The sequence below is a fragment of the Actinomyces sp. HMSC08A09 genome (genome assembly GCF_001807465.1).
Taxonomy (GTDB): domain Bacteria; phylum Actinomycetota; class Actinomycetes; order Actinomycetales; family Actinomycetaceae; genus Actinomyces; species Actinomyces oris.
In genome coordinates this window covers 19,096-35,697 of record NZ_KV789090.1, presented here as the reverse complement: position 1 = coordinate 35,697, position 16,602 = coordinate 19,096, and the positions used below count along the sequence as shown (strand labels likewise).

General features: G+C 70.7%; 14 protein-coding genes. 5 read left to right on the top strand and 9 right to left on the bottom strand.

The genetic code is table 11. The features are described 5' to 3' along the window. The first annotated feature begins 52 nt into the window (after positions 1–52). The gene (locus HMPREF3165_RS02480; protein WP_003787005.1) at positions 53–1,345 is read left to right on the top strand and encodes a DUF58 domain-containing protein; all 1,293 of its coding nucleotides are present in this window, start codon (positions 53–55) and stop codon (positions 1,343–1,345) included. Positions 1,346–1,368: 23 nt separating this feature from the next. On the opposite strand, the gene HMPREF3165_RS02475 is transcribed toward HMPREF3165_RS02480, so the two are convergent. After that, on the bottom strand, positions 1,369–2,364 hold the full coding sequence (locus HMPREF3165_RS02475) for a stage II sporulation protein M (RefSeq protein WP_003787008.1): 996 nt from the start codon (positions 2,362–2,364) through the stop codon (positions 1,369–1,371). 14 nt (positions 2,365–2,378) lie between these two features. On the opposite strand from HMPREF3165_RS02475, the gene HMPREF3165_RS02470 reads away from it, so the two are divergent. Further along, positions 2,379–3,260: an RDD family protein gene (locus HMPREF3165_RS02470; protein ID WP_003787010.1), complete on the top strand. Its 882-nt coding sequence runs from the start codon at positions 2,379–2,381 to the stop codon at positions 3,258–3,260. A gap of 58 nt (positions 3,261–3,318) precedes the next feature. On the opposite strand, the gene HMPREF3165_RS02465 is transcribed toward HMPREF3165_RS02470, so the two are convergent. Together HMPREF3165_RS02465 and HMPREF3165_RS02460 are read right to left on the bottom strand one after the other, a co-directional pair. Next, positions 3,319–3,558, bottom strand: coding sequence for a Trm112 family protein (locus HMPREF3165_RS02465; protein WP_003787012.1), 240 nt, complete (start codon positions 3,556–3,558; stop codon positions 3,319–3,321). Further along, positions 3,555–3,989 carry a DUF3499 domain-containing protein gene (locus HMPREF3165_RS02460; protein ID WP_003787014.1) on the bottom strand — a complete coding sequence of 145 codons (435 nt, stop codon included), beginning with the start codon at positions 3,987–3,989 and terminating at the stop codon, positions 3,555–3,557. The genes HMPREF3165_RS02465 and HMPREF3165_RS02460 overlap by 4 nt, the downstream gene beginning before the upstream one ends. Before the next feature lie 60 nt (positions 3,990–4,049). Between HMPREF3165_RS02460 and HMPREF3165_RS13595 the strand changes: the two genes are divergently transcribed. Beyond that, positions 4,050–4,526, top strand: a complete 477-nt coding sequence (locus HMPREF3165_RS13595; RefSeq protein WP_003787018.1) for a metallopeptidase family protein — start codon at positions 4,050–4,052, stop codon at positions 4,524–4,526. A gap of 31 nt (positions 4,527–4,557) precedes the next feature. On the opposite strand, the gene HMPREF3165_RS02450 is transcribed toward HMPREF3165_RS13595, so the two are convergent. Genes HMPREF3165_RS02450 through HMPREF3165_RS02440 form a run of 3 tightly spaced genes read right to left on the bottom strand, consistent with a single transcriptional unit; the run spans position 4,558 to position 10,903 of the window. Next, entirely contained in the window at positions 4,558–6,513 is a 1,956-nt protein-coding gene (locus HMPREF3165_RS02450) for a DUF5719 family protein (protein WP_003787020.1), read from the bottom strand. After that, positions 6,510–10,586, bottom strand: coding sequence for a glycosyltransferase family 2 protein (locus HMPREF3165_RS02445; protein WP_020991739.1), 4,077 nt, complete (start codon positions 10,584–10,586; stop codon positions 6,510–6,512). The genes HMPREF3165_RS02450 and HMPREF3165_RS02445 overlap by 4 nt, the downstream gene beginning before the upstream one ends. Continuing rightward, complete coding sequence (locus HMPREF3165_RS02440; RefSeq protein WP_003787027.1) at positions 10,583–10,903, bottom strand: WhiB family transcriptional regulator; 321 nt, start codon at positions 10,901–10,903, stop codon at positions 10,583–10,585. The genes HMPREF3165_RS02445 and HMPREF3165_RS02440 overlap by 4 nt, the downstream gene beginning before the upstream one ends. A 328-nt stretch (positions 10,904–11,231) precedes the next feature. Between HMPREF3165_RS02440 and HMPREF3165_RS02435 the strand changes: the two genes are divergently transcribed. Beyond that, the gene (locus HMPREF3165_RS02435) at positions 11,232–12,023 is read left to right on the top strand and encodes a TIGR03089 family protein (protein ID WP_020991740.1); all 792 of its coding nucleotides are present in this window, start codon (positions 11,232–11,234) and stop codon (positions 12,021–12,023) included. A 38-nt stretch (positions 12,024–12,061) separates the two neighbouring features. Here the strand turns inward: HMPREF3165_RS02435 and manA are convergent, their stop codons facing one another. Next, positions 12,062–13,252, bottom strand: coding sequence for a mannose-6-phosphate isomerase, class I (gene manA, locus HMPREF3165_RS02430; protein ID WP_003787031.1), 1,191 nt, complete (start codon positions 13,250–13,252; stop codon positions 12,062–12,064). Positions 13,253–13,284: 32 nt separating this feature from the next. Then, positions 13,285–13,866, bottom strand: coding sequence for a dTDP-4-dehydrorhamnose 3,5-epimerase family protein (locus HMPREF3165_RS02425; RefSeq protein WP_020991741.1), 582 nt, complete (start codon positions 13,864–13,866; stop codon positions 13,285–13,287). A gap of 202 nt (positions 13,867–14,068) precedes the next feature. Between HMPREF3165_RS02425 and rfbA the strand changes: the two genes are divergently transcribed. After that, positions 14,069–14,941, top strand: coding sequence for a glucose-1-phosphate thymidylyltransferase RfbA (gene rfbA / locus HMPREF3165_RS02420; protein ID WP_003787035.1), 873 nt, complete (start codon positions 14,069–14,071; stop codon positions 14,939–14,941). Between the two features lie 90 nt (positions 14,942–15,031). Here rfbA and HMPREF3165_RS02415 read toward each other — a convergent pair whose 3' ends face one another. Continuing rightward, the gene (locus tag HMPREF3165_RS02415) at positions 15,032–16,597 is read right to left on the bottom strand and encodes a DUF2142 domain-containing protein (protein ID WP_003787037.1); all 1,566 of its coding nucleotides are present in this window, start codon (positions 16,595–16,597) and stop codon (positions 15,032–15,034) included. Positions 16,598–16,602: the final 5 nt, after the last annotated feature.

Sequence of the window (16,602 nt, the reverse complement as noted above, 5' to 3'; positions counted from 1 at the left end):
GAAGACCACGAGCACAGAACCGATCAGCTGACCGACTCACGACAGGAGTGGCATGTTCCTGACGATGCGCGCCGTATGGGCGATGCTTGCGGGGATCGCCCTGGTCCTCATCGCGCCGCGCCCGGCCACCGTGCTGGCCTGGGCCGGCGTGGTCATGGTCCTCGTCGTGATCGACGTGGTGAGCGCCCCCTCGCCCGCAGTGCTGCGGGCCTCGCGCTCCGTGAGCCACGGCGTGCGGCTGGGCGAGTCGATCACTGCCACACTGACGCTCACCAACACCGGTCGGCGCACGGCCCGCCTCCTGCTGCGCGATGCCTGGCCCCCCAGCGCCGGGGCGACCCACGATCGCGGGGCGATGACGATCCCCCCGGCACAGCGCCGTCGTCATTCCACGGTGCTCACGCCCCGACGCCGGGGGGAGCGCCAGGCGGGGCCACTGACTGTCAGGGTGACGGGTCCCCTGGGCATCGCGGGGCGGCAGGCGTCATTGGAGGTCCCTGCCTCCGTCCGGGTCCTGCCGGCCTTCCGCTCGCGCCGCCACCTGCACTCGCGCCTGGCCCGGCTGCGGGAGATGGACGGACGCAGCGCCGTCATGGTGCGCGGGGAGGGGACCGAGTTCGACTCCCTGCGCGAGTACGTCGTCGGAGACGACGTGCGCTCCATCGACTGGCGCTCCACTGCCCGCCGGGGCGAGGTGCTGGTACGCACCTGGCGCCCGGAGCGCGATCGGAGGGTTCTCATCATCATCGACTCGGGTCGACTGTCCGCCGCCCGCCTGGGGGACGCCCCCAGGCTCGACGCCCAGATCGAGGCCACCCTGCTGCTGGCGGCCCTGGCCTCCCGCGCCGGCGACCGGGTCGACGTCCTGGCCATGGACGACGCCGTGCGCGCACAGGTGCGGGGCAGCGCCGGACCGGTGCTCATGACCGAGCTGGCCGAGCACCTGACCGATGTGGAGCCGCGCCTGACCGAGCTCGACTGGACCCTCGTGGCCTCTCTGGTGCGCACCACGCTCTCGCAGCGCGCACTGGTGGTGGTCATCTCCGCCCTGGACGGCAGCGCCGGGGACGCGACGATGATTCGGACGCTGGCGGCTCTGGCCCGGGAGCACACGGTTGTTCTCGCCTCGGCCCTGGACCCCGAGCTGGAGGAGCTCAGGTCGACGCGTGACGACACCGACTCGGTGTACGTGGCCGCCTCCGCGGAGAAGGACCTGGTGGAGATGCACGCCGTGCGCCGCCGCCTGAGTCGCGGCGGGGTGGAGGTCGTGGAGGCACCCGACCAGGGGCTTGCTCCGGCACTGGCCGACTGCTACCTGGACCTCAAGGCCGCGGGGCGTCTATGAGGCGCACTGCGACGACGCCCGGTTCAGCCGGCCTCGGGCTGGACGTAGCCGGCCTCATCCTCCTCGAGGTCACCCGTGGACCCTGCGGCGACGGCGGAGCGGCCCAGGATGAGGGTGTAGGCCCACAGCAGTGCCAACGCACCGGCTCCGATGGCGATCTTGACCAACCAGGGGATGGGGGCCGGAGTCACGAAGGCCTCGATGAGTCCGGCGACGGCCAGGGCGGCGGTCAGGCCCACGGCCACCGTGATGAGGGCCCGTCCCTCGGCGGCCAGCGCGGCCGTGCGGCTGCGCCGGCCGGGGACCAGCATGGTCCAGAAGAGCTTGAGTCCGGCCGCGCCGGCGATGAAGATGCAGGTCAGCTCCAGCAGGCCGTGCGGCGAGATGAGCGAGAGGAACACGCCGAGCATGTCGTGGTCGGCCATGATCGCCCCGGCCTGTCCCACGCCGACGGCGTTCTGGTACAGCATGTAGAGCGGCAGGAACCCCGTGATCCCTCCGGCCACGCAGATCGCTGCGATACGGGCGTTATTCGTCCACACCGCAGCGGCGAAGTCGGGGGCGGAGTACGTGGAGTAGTAGGACTCGAAGGCCTCATGGGCGTAGGTGTCCAGCGTCTCGGGGCTGCCCAGAGCTGCCATGGCCTCCGGACTGCGCAGGGTCCACGCCCCCACCACCAGCGCCAGGGCGATCTCGGCAACCATGACCCCGCAGGTCCACCACCGGATGCGGTACAGGGCCGCCGGCACGGACTGGAGAACAAAGCGGCGCACCGAACGGCTCCTCACCTCCCGTGTTCCGGTCAGGCGGCCGCGAGCCGCGGCCACTCGGGAGGACAGCTCGGCGATGAGTTGCGGATCCGGCGCGGCCGAGCGCACCCGCGACAGATGACGGGCGCAGGTGCGGTAGAGAGCCACGAGCTCATCGGTCTCAGCCCCGCTGAGGTGGCCGCGCCCCACGAGCACATCGAGACGTTCCCACTGATCGCGGTGCGCCGCGGAGAAAGCATCAAGATCCACGCAAGGAGTCTGTCATGACGGCCGCATCCCCTACATCCTCCGAGCGGATGATCGAGCCCGAGCTGCTCATCACCGGGGAGGCGGTCGCCCTGGAGATCACCCCGGCGACGGTCGCCAATCGCATCACCTCGGGACTCATCGACTACGCCGTCTATGCCCTGGGGGCAGGACTGTCCGTGGTCGTGGTGATGGTGCTGGCCATCTCCACGGGCTCGGAGTTCCGAGAGAATCTCGCGTTGACCCGGGCGATGCTGTCCCTGGCCCTCCTCGCCTGGATGGTCGTCATCCCTCTGCTCGTCGAGCTCCTCAGCGGGGGCCGGAGCCTGGGCCGCATGGTGACCGGGGCCCGGGTGGTGCGCGACGACGGCGGTACCGTCAGGCTGCGCCACTGCCTGGTGCGCACGCTGCTGGCCGTCGTCGAGATCTGGGGCACCTGGGCCGTGCCGGCCCTGTGCGCCAGCATCGTCTCCAAGCGGGGGAAGCGGTTCGGGGACATGCTGGCCGGCACCTACGTGGTTCGAGAGCATCACCGCTCCCACATGGCGCCACCGCTGCTGATGCCCCCCGAGCTGGCTCAGTGGGCGGCGGGCACGGACCTGCGCGCCCTGCCCGGGAACCTGAGCCTGACGGCGCGCACCTTCCTGCAGCGCGCCTCCTCCCTCGTGCCCTCCTCCCGCCACCAGCTGGGACTCGAGCTGGCTTCTCAGGTCCAGGGATACGTCTCTCCCCCGCCGCCCGCCGGCACGCACCCCGAACGGTTCCTTGCCGCGGTTCTCACCGAGCGCCGTAACCGTGAGCTGGTGCTGGAGAGCCGCGACCGCCGGCTGGAGGAGGACGTGCTGCGGGACATGGCCCGCCCGCCCTATGGAGTGGGAGGAGAGACCCGACGGCGTTGAACCACCCCGGGCTCGGCCCCACGACGGGCCACCCGGGTCGCAGCGGGGGCGCGGCGCCTCAGCCCTGAGGGTCGGGACCGGGAGCGGGCACGCGTGATGCCTCGTGAACCAGGAGGATCGGAACGCCGTCGCGCACCGGATAGGCCAGGCCCGTGCCCCGGGAGACGAGTGCGGGGCGACCGGCCTCGTCGAGGCCGTCAACGAGCTCCTCGCCGCTGAGCGGGCAGCGCAGGGCGGACCTCAGTCCGGAGGGGAGGACCGCTCGCTGCTCAGGCACGGGAACGTCCGACCGGCTCATGCGTCCCCCTTCTGTCCGCGCAGGACCCGCAGGTGCCCGCGCCGCAGGATCTCGTCCTCGGCGATCTCCGGCGGGGGCGGCAGCGGGGCCGTCAGGGAGGCCGGCATGATCCCGCCGGGGCGGGGTCGGTGCTCGGCCGGCGAGGCGACCGGGCGTGGGGCGCGGGAGGCCTCGCGCACGGCGTCGGCCAGGGCCAGGAGGTCGTCCTCACTGGGGGGAGCCGGCTCGAACTCGGTGGCCAGGCGGATGATCTGCCAGCCGCGGGGGGCCGTGAAGGAGGAGACGTGCTTGTCGCACAGGTCGTAGGCCTCGGGCTGGGCCTCGGTGGCCAGTGGCCCCAGCACGATGGTGGAGTCCGCGTAGACGGAAGTCAGGGTGGCCACGGCTGGGCGCTCGCAGCCGGGCTTGCGGCAGTGTCGGACTCTTCTCACGCTCGCAGGTTACCGTGCCGTTGCCCGCCGGTCATCCACACGCCGCTTAGGCTGGCCGATGTGACCGACCTGTTCCCCTTCTCGCCCGGGCGGATCCCCCCGCGCTCCGCCGCGGCACCGGGGCGCCGCCCGAGCAGTCGTCGTGACCGCCACGGCCGGGGGCTGCGCGGTCCACTCCTGCCGCCGCATCTGCCGGCCTGGCGCACTCGCGCCGAGCGCTTCGACGAGCTCGTCGTGGACGCGGCCCAGAACCTGGCCAGACGCTGGCCGTCGGTGGATCAGATCCAGTTCGCCGTCGAGGAGGTCCCGCCCTCGGATCCGGCGCCCTGGGAGCGCTCGGTGGTGCTGGGACGCGGCTTCACCGCTGAGCCCCGTGCGGGACTGCCGGCGCGCGTCGTCATCTACCGCCGACCGGTGGCCTCCCGGGCCACGAACGATGCCGAGCTGGCCGACCTGGTGCACCGTGTCGTCGTCGAGCAGGTGGCCCTCATGCTGGGGCGCCGCCCCGAGGAGATCGATCCCGACTCGGCCCTGTGAGACGGACTCCCCCGCCCGGGGCCCGGTGGCGTCAGTCCAGCAGGATGCGGCGCTGGGCCTGAACGGTGGCGTCGGGCTGAGCCGGCACGGTGGAGATGAGCGTGCCGGCCAGGTCTCCACCGGCCTGCGCGGTCACGACGGTTGCGGCGGCCAGTCCACTGGGGGCGTGCGAGGTCCCCGATGAGCCCTTCCGACCGGCCGCGTTCAGGCGGACGGCGGAGACCTTGGCCGGCACCTCGACGACGCTGGAACTGCCCTTGGCGACCTTGACGTCCTGCTTCCAGGAGCCGTCGAGGGAGGACAGGGTCACCGAGGTGGTCTCACCGCTGTTGGCCACGGTGACCGCCGAGCTCAGGGAGGCCGCGCGCGGCACCGCCAGCAGGCCGGAGTCCGCGGCACCGGGCAGCGCGGCCTGCGCCCAGGCCTGGTCGTGGACGAGGGCCTTGGAGCGCGCGGGGTACTCGCCGCCGCTGCGCACCATGCGGACAGCGGCTCCCACTGGCGTGTTCGAGGTGACCTGCACCCCGTAGGTGCCCGCGGGCACGCCGGCCAGCTGGATGTCGAAGACGGAGCCGGCGTCGATGGTCACGGACTGCGCCCCGCTCAGCGGGCGGGCACCGTCCTTGCCGAGCATGGTCACCGACACGGTCGCCGGGGCGGCACCGGGGTTGACGATGCGCACGGCCGGGTTGTCGGAGGAGTCCGCACCGGTCTTGGCGTCGGGCACCTCACCCTGTGTGGCCGGCTCGGTGATCTCCACGCCGGGGATCACGAGGTCGGTGGCCGGGGTGGCTCCCGGGGTGATGACGTCGGTGCCGGCGGGGGTCTCCCCGTCGAGGGACTCGGTGACGAGGGTGGGCACCACGGAGCCGCCGTCGGCCTCGACGGATACGGCGATGCGCGGGTCCTGGCTGCCCTTCGTCTCCAGGGCCAGGGAGGAGGAGCCGCCCGCGGGCACGGTGATCTCCCCGTTGCTGGGCAGGCTGAGCCGGCCGATGGAACCGTAGAGGGTGACCTTCGCGGTGGCGGGGGTGACGCCGGGGTTGACCAGTCGCAGCTCGGCCGAGGAGCCCGCCGCGATGGAGCCGCCCACGATCCAGGACATGGCGGACGGCTGGGTGCAGGGGGCGGCGGTGAGCCCCCGCAGGTCACCGCTCTTGGTCAGAGTCGTTACCGCCCCGACGGCGTTGGCCACCCGGCCGTCCGCGGGCGCGAGGGTGAGGATGCCGCCCTCGGCGGTACTCATGGAGGTGGCTGTGTCGGTGGGGATGCTCCGACCGGCATAGGTGGCCGACTTGCCGGCCCCGTCTCCCTTGGCCGGGACGATGGCGGTGGCGGACTCCATGGCGCCGACGTCGGTGCCCCGCAGTGTATTGGTGGGCGCGTGCGGGCAGACGTAGGTGGTGGTGCCTCCGGGCTGGGCCAGGCTCAGGGCCTGCAGCTGCGGGGTCGGTGTGGTCGGTGCGGTGTACCCCCACCAGGTGACGCCTCCGACGGCTGCGGCCAGCGCGAGGGAAGTCAGGACACCGACGCCGCGGGAGACCGTCTGCCCCAGTGACCGGCGGTGCCGCCTGGTGCTGGCGGGGCTCCTTCGCCGCTTCGTGGAGGGGCTGGTGGAGGGAGTGTCAGTCTCATCCACCGTCTCAGCATCGGTGTCATCCGACGCCTCGGCATCGGTGTCGGCGGCATCCTCGGCATCGGTGTGGGGGGCGTCGTCAGTGGGCTCGTCGGTGGGGGTGCTGCCTGAGTCCTGGTCCTGGCCGGCGGGGCTGTCATCGCCTTCCTCCGCCTGCGTGTCCGCCTCCTTGTTCACCGCCTCGTCCACGATCTCATCCGCGGTCTCGTCGTCGGTCTTCTCCGCGGAGGCGGTCCCGCCGTCGGCCTGCTGCGGGGCCGGCCTGGTCGACCTGTGCTGCGGGGGCTGGGTCTCGGCCTTCTCCTCCGACTCCTGCTGGCTGTCGGCGTCGTCCTGACGGGGCTGCGTCATGAGGCCATCTCCTTTCCGCGTCGCAGGGGCAGTGCCGCCACCAGGGTCAGGGCCCAGACGGCCCAGATCGTGTAGGTCGCGGCGGCCGTGGACCTGCGGGTGTGGGTGACCACCAGCTCCCCGCCTTCAGAGCCGACGGTGAAGCCCTGCTTCCAGCTGCCGTCCTGGGCGCGAACCGTGGTGGCCTCAAGGCGCCGGCCATCGAGGGTGGCGCTCCAGCCGGCGTCGGAGCGCTCCACCATGACGAGGGTGCGGGGGCCGGCTCCGGCGGGGATCTCGGTGCGGGTCCCTGAGCCGGTACCGGTGGAGGCGACCGGGGTGACCACACCTCCGGCGTCCAGGAGGCTCAGGCGGGCCGAGTCGGGGTGAGCCGAGGACGTGACCCTCCAGGAGTTGCCCGAGGCGGTCTGGGCGAGCTGCTCCAGTCCCGGCGTTGAGGCCAGGCCTACGCGGGCCTCGGCGGTGACGGCGTCGCCCTCCTGATGATCGAGCACGACGACGGCGATGCCGTGGGCCGCCAGGGCGTCGGCGGCTCCCTTGTCCTGTCCGGCGGTGGCGCGGGTGACGATCTGGGCGAGCTCGACGTCGGCGGGGTCGTCCAGGACGAGTGCCTGACCTGAGGCTGCGCTGCTGGGCCTGGCCGGCTGAGCGTCCTTGCCGGGCTTGAGCCCGGGGTCGGCCAGTGCCGCGGCGGCACGGGTGCGCGCCTCGACGTTGACCGCTCCGGGCAGGACGTCGCTGATCTGGGTGCCGGGCCCGCGCCAGATGGTGGCCTGGAGCCCCTGCGGCGTGGAGGTGAGTCTGAGAACTCGTCCGGCCGCCTCCGAGCCCTGGAACTGCTCAGCAATGAGCGGGATCTGCTGAGGCGTGGAGTGCAGCGCCAGGACCCGCGGGTTACTGGCGCGGTGAGCCTGGTAGGACCAGATGCCACCGACCACCACCGGGGCGAGCAGGACGAGGCAGGCCGCGGTCGTGAAGGCCGCCTTGAGGCGGCGCGATCGCTTCCGCCTCACCGTCGGGTCTGCGGCCAGGGAGGAGGCCGCGTCGGCATCCTTCCGGCTCCTGCGCTCCAGCGCTCGACGGCCGCCTCTGGACCGCTGCCCAAGCAGGTCCCAGATGGTCTCGCCGGCGGTCAGGGCCGCCGCGAGGAAACCGCTCAGTGCCAGGGACAGACCGGCCCCGGACCATCCGTTGACGGGAGCCAGGCCGCTTCCGGCAACGTCCGGTCCCAGACCGGTCGGGGTGCGCAGGCAGAGCCCGGCCAGGATGAGGCCGCCCAGGGCCAGGAGGATGCCGGTGCGGGCCACCCGGACGCGCCGGGAGACGAAGAGCCCGACGACGCCCAGGACCGGGACCAGCGCCAGCAGTACCCGCAGCAGGACACTCAGAGCCCCGGAGGAGACCAGGGCGTCCAGGTCCATCGGGGAGCCGACCAGCAGGTCGAGACTGCTCGGCGCCGGCGCGGAGACGGGCAGGCCGATGTCGGTCAGCAGCAGCCGGACCCCCTCGGCCCAGCCCGCCCGGTGGCCCAGGAGCCAGGCGCCCCACCAGGCCGGGGCGGCGGTAACCAGCATGGGGACCAGGGTGAGGACCAGCTTGAAGCCGCGTCGCGTAGTCACCGACAGCAGAAGGATGATGACTGCCAGCACGGCGGCGGTGGCCGGGACGGCCGCGACGACGACGCTCAGCAGCAGCCCTGCGACTGCAGCGGCCGTCGCCGACCCGTAGCCGTACTTCTCCGTGGGGGGCAAGTCGATCTCGGGCTCGCGAGCGGCCGGGGCGCGGACGGCAGGGCCGGTCTCCGCCTCATCCTCACCGCGGTCATGATCCTCATCGTCCGAGGCATCCTCCCGGGCGGGGGTCGTGTCGGCCTCCCCGTCCTGGGCGGGTTCGGCATCACCCGCAGTATCACCCTCAACATCCACTGCATGCACTGCATGCACTGCATCCGCAGCATCCTCGGTGGCCGCGGCGTCGTCAGTGTCCTCGGTGTCCTCGGTGTCCTCGGTCTTCGACTCGGCCTGTGCCTCCTCATCCAGGTGGGCGAGGTCGGTGACCTTCTCGGTGGAGAATCGGTCGAGCTCAGCGCGCTCCTCGTCGGTGAGCAGGTGGGCACCCACCAGTCCGGACAGGACGAGGTCACGCCGGTCGGCGCCCACTGCGCGGGCCAGCGCCAGCAGCGCCCAGGGCAGGACGAGGTGGACCAGGAGGGCACCGAGGCGCCCTTGGCCCAGGGCGAGCAGGAGGCTGGGAGACAGGGCCCACACAAGTGCCGCCCAGGCCCGCAGCACTACCTTCCGGGTCATCGTGCCGGCGGCGAACCATGCCCCCAGCGCTGCCAGGGGCACGGCCAGGAGCACCAGAGCGCTGATGAGCGCGCTGGTCTCCAGACCCACCAGTCTTCCCAGAGCCGCCGGTAGGGCCAGGATGCCCAGCAATGGGGTGACGCCGCCCGGGTAGCCGTCCGCGGTGGCGATCCAGGTGCTCCAGGCGCTGTCCCACATCTGACGCCAGCCGCCGCTGAACAGGGGCAGGGCCCCACCGGTGATGGAGCGGGTCAGCAGCAGCCGGGACAGGCCGTAGGTGCTCAGTGCCAGCACCAGCACCATGACCGCGCTCAGGGTGCGGCGCCGGCTGCGGGCCAATGCGGCGAGCTCGCGCAGCTCAAGCTCACTGGGGGCCGCCGCACGGGCGCGACGCTCGCGCTCCTGGCGGGTGCGATCACGGCGTACCCCGCGGATCTCGGCCGCCGTGGCGTACAGGCGCCCCAGTGCGGATGCGGGCACCTTGGTGTGCTGGGCGAGCCGACGTCTGGCGGCCCTGACCCGTCGGCCGCGGCCGGCCACGGCCAGAGCCGCGCCGAGCTCGTCGCGGGCCAGCGCCGGAGCCTTGGAGGCCAGGCGCCACACGAACCGCATGAGTCCGAGGACGACGAACCAGGTCAGCAGCAGACCGATGGGACGGGTGGAGAAGGCCGCCCAGTTGGTGAGCTGGGCGCTGCGCCGAGCCCGGAAGGATCGCTCCGGGTCGGGCTCGGGAAGGGCGACCTCGATGGCCTCGGCATCGGTGCGGGGCGGCGCGTCGGAGGAGTGGGAGACGGATGCGGGACGACGAAGCCCCTGGTAGGAGGCCCGTCGGTGGCGGATGACGGCGGTGGGTTCGACGATGACGCGGTATCCGGCCAGGCGCGCGGCGCGCGAGAGCTCCAGGCCGTCGCCGAAGGGGCCGAGCCACGGGGCGATGCCGCCGATCTCCTCCCACACGGCCCGGTCGATGAGGGCTCCGGCTGTTCCTACGGCCAGGACGTCACTGCGGTCATCGTGCTGACCCTGGTCGACCTCGCCGGGGACGATGTCATTGGCGCGGCGGGCCGAGGCAGTGGCGCGCAGCCCGACCTCCAGGAGCAGCTCGGGGTTGTCCCAGCCCACCTGCTTGGGTCCGACGATTCCCACGGAGCGGGCGTTGGTCGCGGCGGTGAGCAGCCGCTCGAGGCAGTCCTCGGCGGGCGCGGAGTCATCATGGAGCAGCCAGAACCACACCTGGTGCTCCGGCATCTCCGGGGTGGCCTCGGTGGGGGCCACGAGCCGCTGCTCGTAGGCGGTGATCGGCGAGAGCGCGCCGGTGGGACCGGTGATGGGACCCGAGCCCGACAGCAGCAGGTCCCGCACCGAGGTGCGCGGCCCACTCGAGGTGGTGTCAGCATCTGAGCCCTCTGCGCCGTCGGGGGCCTCAGAGCTGCGGCGCTTGCGGTTACCGGCGGCGACAAGTCCGGCGTAAGCGGTCAATCCCCGGGAGACGGCGTCGCCGAAGTTCTTGGCCTCCTTGGCCCTGACGACGCGCACGGCGGTGACGGCGTCCAGCCCCGACCTCTCCACGAGCTCCTCGATCGGGGTTCCGTCCCCCAGCCCGTTGGCTCGCGAGGCGACGTCGACGACGAGGACGACGTCGGGCGCGCAGGTCTGTGAGGTGATCGCGGACAGTGTCTGCGCCAGAAACGGGCTCGCCCCGGCCGACACGACGACGGCCAGGGCTCCTACCCGACTGGCTCCCTGTGTGGAGCCGGCGGGGGTCATACTGCGCGACGCTTGAGCTTGCGCCGCTCGCGCTCCGACATACCGCCCCAGATTCCGAAGCGCTCGTCGTTGGCGAGGGCGTACTCGAGGCACTCCTCACGAACCTCGCAAGTCGCACAGACTCGCTTGGCCTCGCGTGTGGAACCGCCCTTCTCAGGGAAGAAGGCCTCAGGGTCCGTCTGGGCGCACAGAGCGCGCTCCTGCCACGCCAGAGGACCTTCATCGACGTCGTCACCGCCACCGAAGAGGAGCGACAGTACCTCCGCGTCAGGCTCCTCTGGGTGCTTCAGTGGGCCGTCGCCGAGGATGTTCCACATGCCGGCCTCCCTTCGATCCGAGCTTCTTGCCAGTAAGAATTACATGCGTGTGAGACAAGGCCAGTCAAGCCAGCGAGGGAAAGTTCACCCTCTCGTGACCGTCGACATCATTCCTTGATATATCAAGGAAAATCCCCATCTGGATGGAACCATATGTCGACTTCCTACAAAACCCCTGAGAGGCTCCCACTGCCTGGCTGACAGTGGAAATACCCACGGCATTGCAGAGGATTTCAGGACGCCTGACGCACGTTCACATCATGCCCCTACCGACTGGACACCACCAGGGAAGTTCCTGAAAGCCACAGGATCTGCTTCAATCGGGGTCATGCCAGATCCCTTGCTCCCACTGCTCCCCAGTCCGCAGGACGCCGACAGGCCATGGCTCGTCTGTTATGGAATCGACGAACGAGTCGAGCTGACCGGACACGTCCTGTCCATGTGGCTGGCGAAGATCGCGGGATTCGTCACATCGGAGTCGGCGCCCGGTGACGGGGTCCACCTGGGGCTCCCCCCTCATTGGCGGAGCGTCGCATGGGCCTGCGGTACGTGGCTGGCGGGGCGCAGCGTGCTCCTGGGAGGCAGCGCGCACATCCGCGCCGCCGGCCTCCTCCCCGAGCTGAGTGTGGCATTCGCCCCGGAGAGCCTCTGCGATGAGGCCGAGGCGCAGGCGCTGGTCCCGCTCGCCTCGCTGGCGCTGCGCTACCCGGGCGAGCTGCCCGCCCTCGTGCTCGACGGCGCCGCCGACCTCATGCACTATCCCGACCGCTTCACACCGGTGAGCACCGCGGCTGATTCGGTGTGCCTCAGGGACCTCGCCGCCGAGGGGGCGGCGCCTGCGGCTCCAGGCACCCCGGCGGGCGCCGTTCCGTCACGCGAGCGGCCCACCACCCTGACACGAGCCCAGCTGGCGGCCCGGGTCGAGGCGGCCGGCGCATCGGTGGGGGCCGACAACCGCTCCGCCTCACGTGCGGTCCTGGTGCGCAGCCCCGACACGGCCCAGATGCTCCAGGAGGTACTGGCCGCCTGGCGCGCCGGGCGCACCGCGGTGGTTCTCACCCCCGAGGCGGACGACGACGTCGCCGCGGCCGCCATCCGGCAGGAGGGCATCACCGCCTGAGTCGGCAGGGCTCAGTCCCGCCGACCCTGCCGGTGGTGTCAGGGGACGTCGGCCTGGACGAGGGTGCCCTCCCCCTCGACGGACAGGCTGCGCTCGTCGGCACCGACGAACACGGCCTCGCCCTGGGCGAGCGTCTGGGTATCGGCCTGGGTCACCAGGGTCATGGCGCCCTCGACGGCCAGGAGGATGCGCGGCCCCCGTCCGGGGACCGGCAGGCGCCCGTCGGCGGCCACCACGGTGGTGACCATGAGCTCGAAGTCATCCACCGGCGCGTAGTAGGCGCGGGTGGCGCGAGAGAGGTACTCGGGGGCGGGGCGCACCGGCGGGGCCGCCACGTAGTCGACGCAGGCCAGCATCTCGGGGACATCGATGTGCTTGGCGCTCAGTCCGGCGCGCAGCACGTTGTCCGAGGAGGCCATGACCTCCACCCCCAATCCGGAGATGTAGGCGTGCACGCTTCCCGCCGGCACGAACAGCGCCTCACCGGACTGCAGGGTGACGGGGTTGAGCAGGAGCGCAGCGGCGATGCCTGGGTCCCCGGGGAAGGTGCCGGCCATCTTCACGACGTTGGAGTCCACTCGCAGGGACGGGGACGTACCGGCCTCGAACCTGGCGGCGATCTCAGTGACGAGGGCGTCGATCTCCTGAGGGCTGGGACGCGTGGCGGCCGAGACGACGTCGGAGAAGACCTGCCGGATGCCGTAACGCGTGGGGTTGAGGCGCAGGGTGCGGCGCATCCGGCGGGCCAGGGGGCTGTCCAGGCCGGCCAGGACCTCGACGGCGCGGCGCGGGGCCCGGAAACCGGCGACGGCCTGGAAGCGGGTGAGGGCCAGGACCATCTCCGGCTTGTGGTTCGTGTCCTTGTAGTTGCGGCAGGGGTGGTCCAGGGCGATGCCCGCCTCGTCCTCCAGGGCGTAGCCCTCGGCGGCCTGGGCCTGGCTGGGGTGGACCTGGAGGGACAGGGGCTGCTCGGGTGCGATGAGCTTGAGGAGGAAGGGCAGCCTGCGCCCGAAGCGCCAGATGATGTCCTCCCCCAGGAGGCGCTCCGGCTCGGCGTCGATGAGCTCGGACAGCACGCCGCCCTCGGCGACCTGGGCGGGCCCGGCCGGGTGGGATCCGTACCAGGCCTCGGCCCAGGGGGCGCCGTCGTCGGCCCTGCCCAGGAGGGCGGGGATGGCGGAGGTGGACCCCCAGGCGTACCGCTGGCGCGCCGGCTCAAGTCGTCTCATGGCGCCTCACCGTACCGGTGCGCGGGCACGTCCTAGGCCTCTGCCCCGGGAGCCGGGAAGGGGGTGACCTCGGCCAGGCGGGGGTGCGCCTTGTCCTTGTCGGAGAGGATCGCCTCACTCAGCGCGATCGGCCAGGGCACGTTCACCGTCTCATCGGCCAGGTTGAGGAAGGTGTACCGGGCGTCGGCCGACCAGTGGTCGTTGACCAGGTAGGTGTAGGCGGTGTTGGGCTCCAGCGTCTGATAGGAGTTGCCCACGCCCCGGGGCACGAACACCGCCACCGACGGGTCGATCTCGCAGGTGTAGACGGCCCCGAAGGAGGGTCCCTCGCGCAGGTCCACCCAGGCGCCGAAGACGCGGCCGGTGGCCACCGAGACGAACTTGTCCCAGGGCTCGGCGTGGATGCCGCGGGTGACCCCGATCTCGTTGTTGAAGGAGATGTTGTTCTGCACCGGCCCGAAGTCGGGCAGCCCCAGGGCCAGCATCTTCTCCCGCTGCCAGTTCTCCTTGAACCAGCCGCGGTTGTCCCCGTGAACAGTCAGGTCGATCCGCAGGAATCCCGGAATCGGCGTCTCCTCGACGGCAAGCGGCTTGCCCAGCTCGATCTGCCCCATTGATGGCCCCTTCTGTGCGCACAGGTCTTGGTCTCGGCGCCCCGTATCCGTCAGGCGCCATTGCCCGAGTCTATCGGTGCGGCCCGTCGACACCCCGCAGACGGGGCCACCAGGGGCGGAACGTGCCGGGAAACACGAACCTGAGCTCCCGATCCGCCCGATCCTGGCGCCATTGAGGGCCTCAATAGGTCATGCTTGGAGCATGCGAGGAATCATTCTGGCCGGAGGCTCCGGCACGCGACTCAACCCGATCACCCTGGGGACCTCCAAGCAGCTGGTGCCCGTCTACGACAAGCCGATGATCTACTACCCGCTGAGCACCCTCATGCTCGCCGGGATCCAGGACGTCCTGGTCATCACCACCCCCCACGACGCCCCCTCGTTCCACCGCCTCCTGGGCGACGGCTCCCAGCTCGGCGTCAACCTGTCCTACACGGTTCAGCAGGAGCCCAACGGCCTGGCTCAGGCCTTCGTCCTGGGCGCCGACTTCATCGGTGACGACAGCGCCGCCCTGGTCCTGGGCGACAACATCTTCTACGGCCCCGGCATGGGCACCCAGCTGCGCCGTCACACCAGCCCCGACGGCGGCGTCGTCTACGCCTACCAAGTCGCCGACCCCACGGCCTACGGCGTGGTCGAGTTCGATGAGAGCTTCAAGGCCATCTCCATCGAGGAGAAGCCGGCCCAGCCCCGCTCCAACTACGCCGTGCCCGGCCTGTACTTCTATGACAACGACGTCGTCGAGATCGCTAAGAACCTCCAGCCCTCCGCCCGCGGCGAGTACGAGATCACCGACGTCAACCGCACCTACCTGGAGGCCGGCCGGCTCACCGTGGAGGTCCTGCCCCGCGGCACCGCCTGGCTCGACACCGGCACCTTCGACTCCCTGGCCGACGCCACCAGCTTCATCCGCACCGTCCAGCACCGTCAGGGCCTCAACATCGGCGCTCCCGAGGAGGTCGCCTGGCGCATGGGCTTCATCGACGACGAGGGCCTGCGCCAGCGCGCCGAGCCCCTGGTGAAGTCCGGGTACGGCGCCTACCTCCTGGGTCTGCTGGACAACCAGCAGTCCTGAGGCTCCTGGCCGGAGGCCTCCGGCCTGCTCCGTTACTGCCTCATGACGTGTGGGCGGGTGGCGCCACTCCGCGCCGCCCGCCCACAGTGCTCACGACTCCTGGGGCGCCTCGTGCTTGTCGGCTGTGCGCGTCAGCATTGCGATGGCGGTTCCCAGTGCCGCAGTGGCGAAGCAGGTCGTGAGGAACCAGACCATCATGGGCGAGACCGGTGCAGTCCACCACCACTCGATATGCTTGTTGAGGTCGAGTTCCCACCGTTCCTGAGCACCCTGCACGAATCGCAGCAGCAGCGTATGCAGGGTGATTGTCTGGCACAGCGATATGAAGACGGTGACCCAGACGGCCTGCGGAACTGTGAACCACGCCCCCTCATCCTGATCGACGGCCAGCATGAGGAAGAAGGTGGGCGCCAGCAGCGGGAAGATGTACCGGGCCTGATAGAGCTCGATGGTGTCCATGGCGCCGTTGGCGTAGAACAACGCCGGAAGAAGGACCATCGACCCCGCGATGATCGCCAGAGCGGTCCACTTCCGCCAACCGCCACGGCGCAAGCCGACGGCCACGAAAGCACCGGCCGCCATAATGGTGAGCACGTAGGGGGCGCGAGCCCCCAGAGGAACATCGTGCCACCCCGGGGTCCATGTGTGCCCCCAGAATCCGCCGAGATATTTCGGTGCCGTCTCCAGCCCAACGAGGAGCTTCTCGAAGAACGGCTGCTTATCGGCGGATTTCGCAGGATCAGACGCCTCAAAAACCCTCAGGAAGTATGCGACCTTCGACACCTGGGACGAAGCCATAAAGGTGCCGACCCCGAGGAGGGCCACTCCGGCGAGGGCACTCAGCCCTATCCATCCCCCTCGTTTCCACGGCACCGCGAAGAGCAGGGCAAGGCCGACGACAAGGAGGAAGAAGGCGGCGTCATATCTCGACGTCAGGCACATCACGGCGCCGATCACTGCGCAGATCACGAGGGCAATACGATGACTCCCCTTCTGCTGCGGGGCCATAAATGTTGCCGCGGAGTATGCCATCAACCCGGAGACGGCCCACGAGCTGGGATTGTTGGAGGCGATGAAGTAGACCCCCATGGGGACCCACGAGGCGACAATCGCGCCGATGAATGGCCGCCTCAACTGCCGCGGCGCGCAGAAGCCGATGGTTCCCAGAAGCGCCACGGCGATGAGCACATTGACGCCTCGCATCACCAGGACCGAGGTCTGCACGTCCTTGCCGACGAAGAGGTGATGGAAGTGGTAGTAGCCAATTGGGTAGGCGCCATTGTCGAAGCGCTTGGACCACACCATATGAGAATCGTCGTACCCGAGCGCACATCCCGCCGACTTATTCGATTGCAGGACGTAGCATCTCATTGACTCGTCCGCCACCGCGATCGGAACCCGGACCACCGGATCGCCGTCGACAACGCTGGTCTGGCAGGATTCACCGGCCGGACGGGGGCACCAGATGCTGCCCAGGTGATAGTTGTCGTCGGGAGACGACTCCACCGGCGAGGACACCGCCCACCCGAGTCCGGTCAGCAGCATCAGGATGAGGAGGAGCCCGCCGACCACCGTCGGGCGCCGTGACAGCGCGGCGCCGGTTTCCATACGACTCATGGTCGGCAGTCGTAAGTACTTGGTGAGCTCACGTCTCATGCTGA

What these genes read in the sequence shown, in the direction of transcription:
- HMPREF3165_RS02480 (WP_003787005.1), top strand. Translation starts at nt 53, where the DNA reads ATGTTCCTGACGATGCGCGCCGTATGGGCGATGCTTGCGGGGATCGCC.
- HMPREF3165_RS02470 (WP_003787010.1), top strand. Translation starts at nt 2,379, where the DNA reads ATGACGGCCGCATCCCCTACATCCTCCGAGCGGATGATCGAGCCCGAG.
- HMPREF3165_RS02465 (WP_003787012.1), bottom strand. Translation starts at nt 3,558, where the DNA reads ATGAGCCGGTCGGACGTTCCCGTGCCTGAGCAGCGAGCGGTCCTCCCC.
- HMPREF3165_RS02450 (WP_003787020.1), bottom strand. Translation starts at nt 6,513, where the DNA reads ATGACGCAGCCCCGTCAGGACGACGCCGACAGCCAGCAGGAGTCGGAG.
- HMPREF3165_RS02445 (WP_020991739.1), bottom strand. Translation starts at nt 10,586, where the DNA reads ATGACCCCCGCCGGCTCCACACAGGGAGCCAGTCGGGTAGGAGCCCTG.
- HMPREF3165_RS02440 (WP_003787027.1), bottom strand. Translation starts at nt 10,903, where the DNA reads ATGTGGAACATCCTCGGCGACGGCCCACTGAAGCACCCAGAGGAGCCT.
- HMPREF3165_RS02435 (WP_020991740.1), top strand. Translation starts at nt 11,232, where the DNA reads ATGCCAGATCCCTTGCTCCCACTGCTCCCCAGTCCGCAGGACGCCGAC.
- manA (WP_003787031.1), bottom strand. Translation starts at nt 13,252, where the DNA reads ATGAGACGACTTGAGCCGGCGCGCCAGCGGTACGCCTGGGGGTCCACC.
- HMPREF3165_RS02425 (WP_020991741.1), bottom strand. Translation starts at nt 13,866, where the DNA reads ATGGGGCAGATCGAGCTGGGCAAGCCGCTTGCCGTCGAGGAGACGCCG.
- rfbA (WP_003787035.1), top strand. Translation starts at nt 14,069, where the DNA reads ATGCGAGGAATCATTCTGGCCGGAGGCTCCGGCACGCGACTCAACCCG.
- HMPREF3165_RS02415 (WP_003787037.1), bottom strand. Translation starts at nt 16,597, where the DNA reads ATGAGACGTGAGCTCACCAAGTACTTACGACTGCCGACCATGAGTCGT.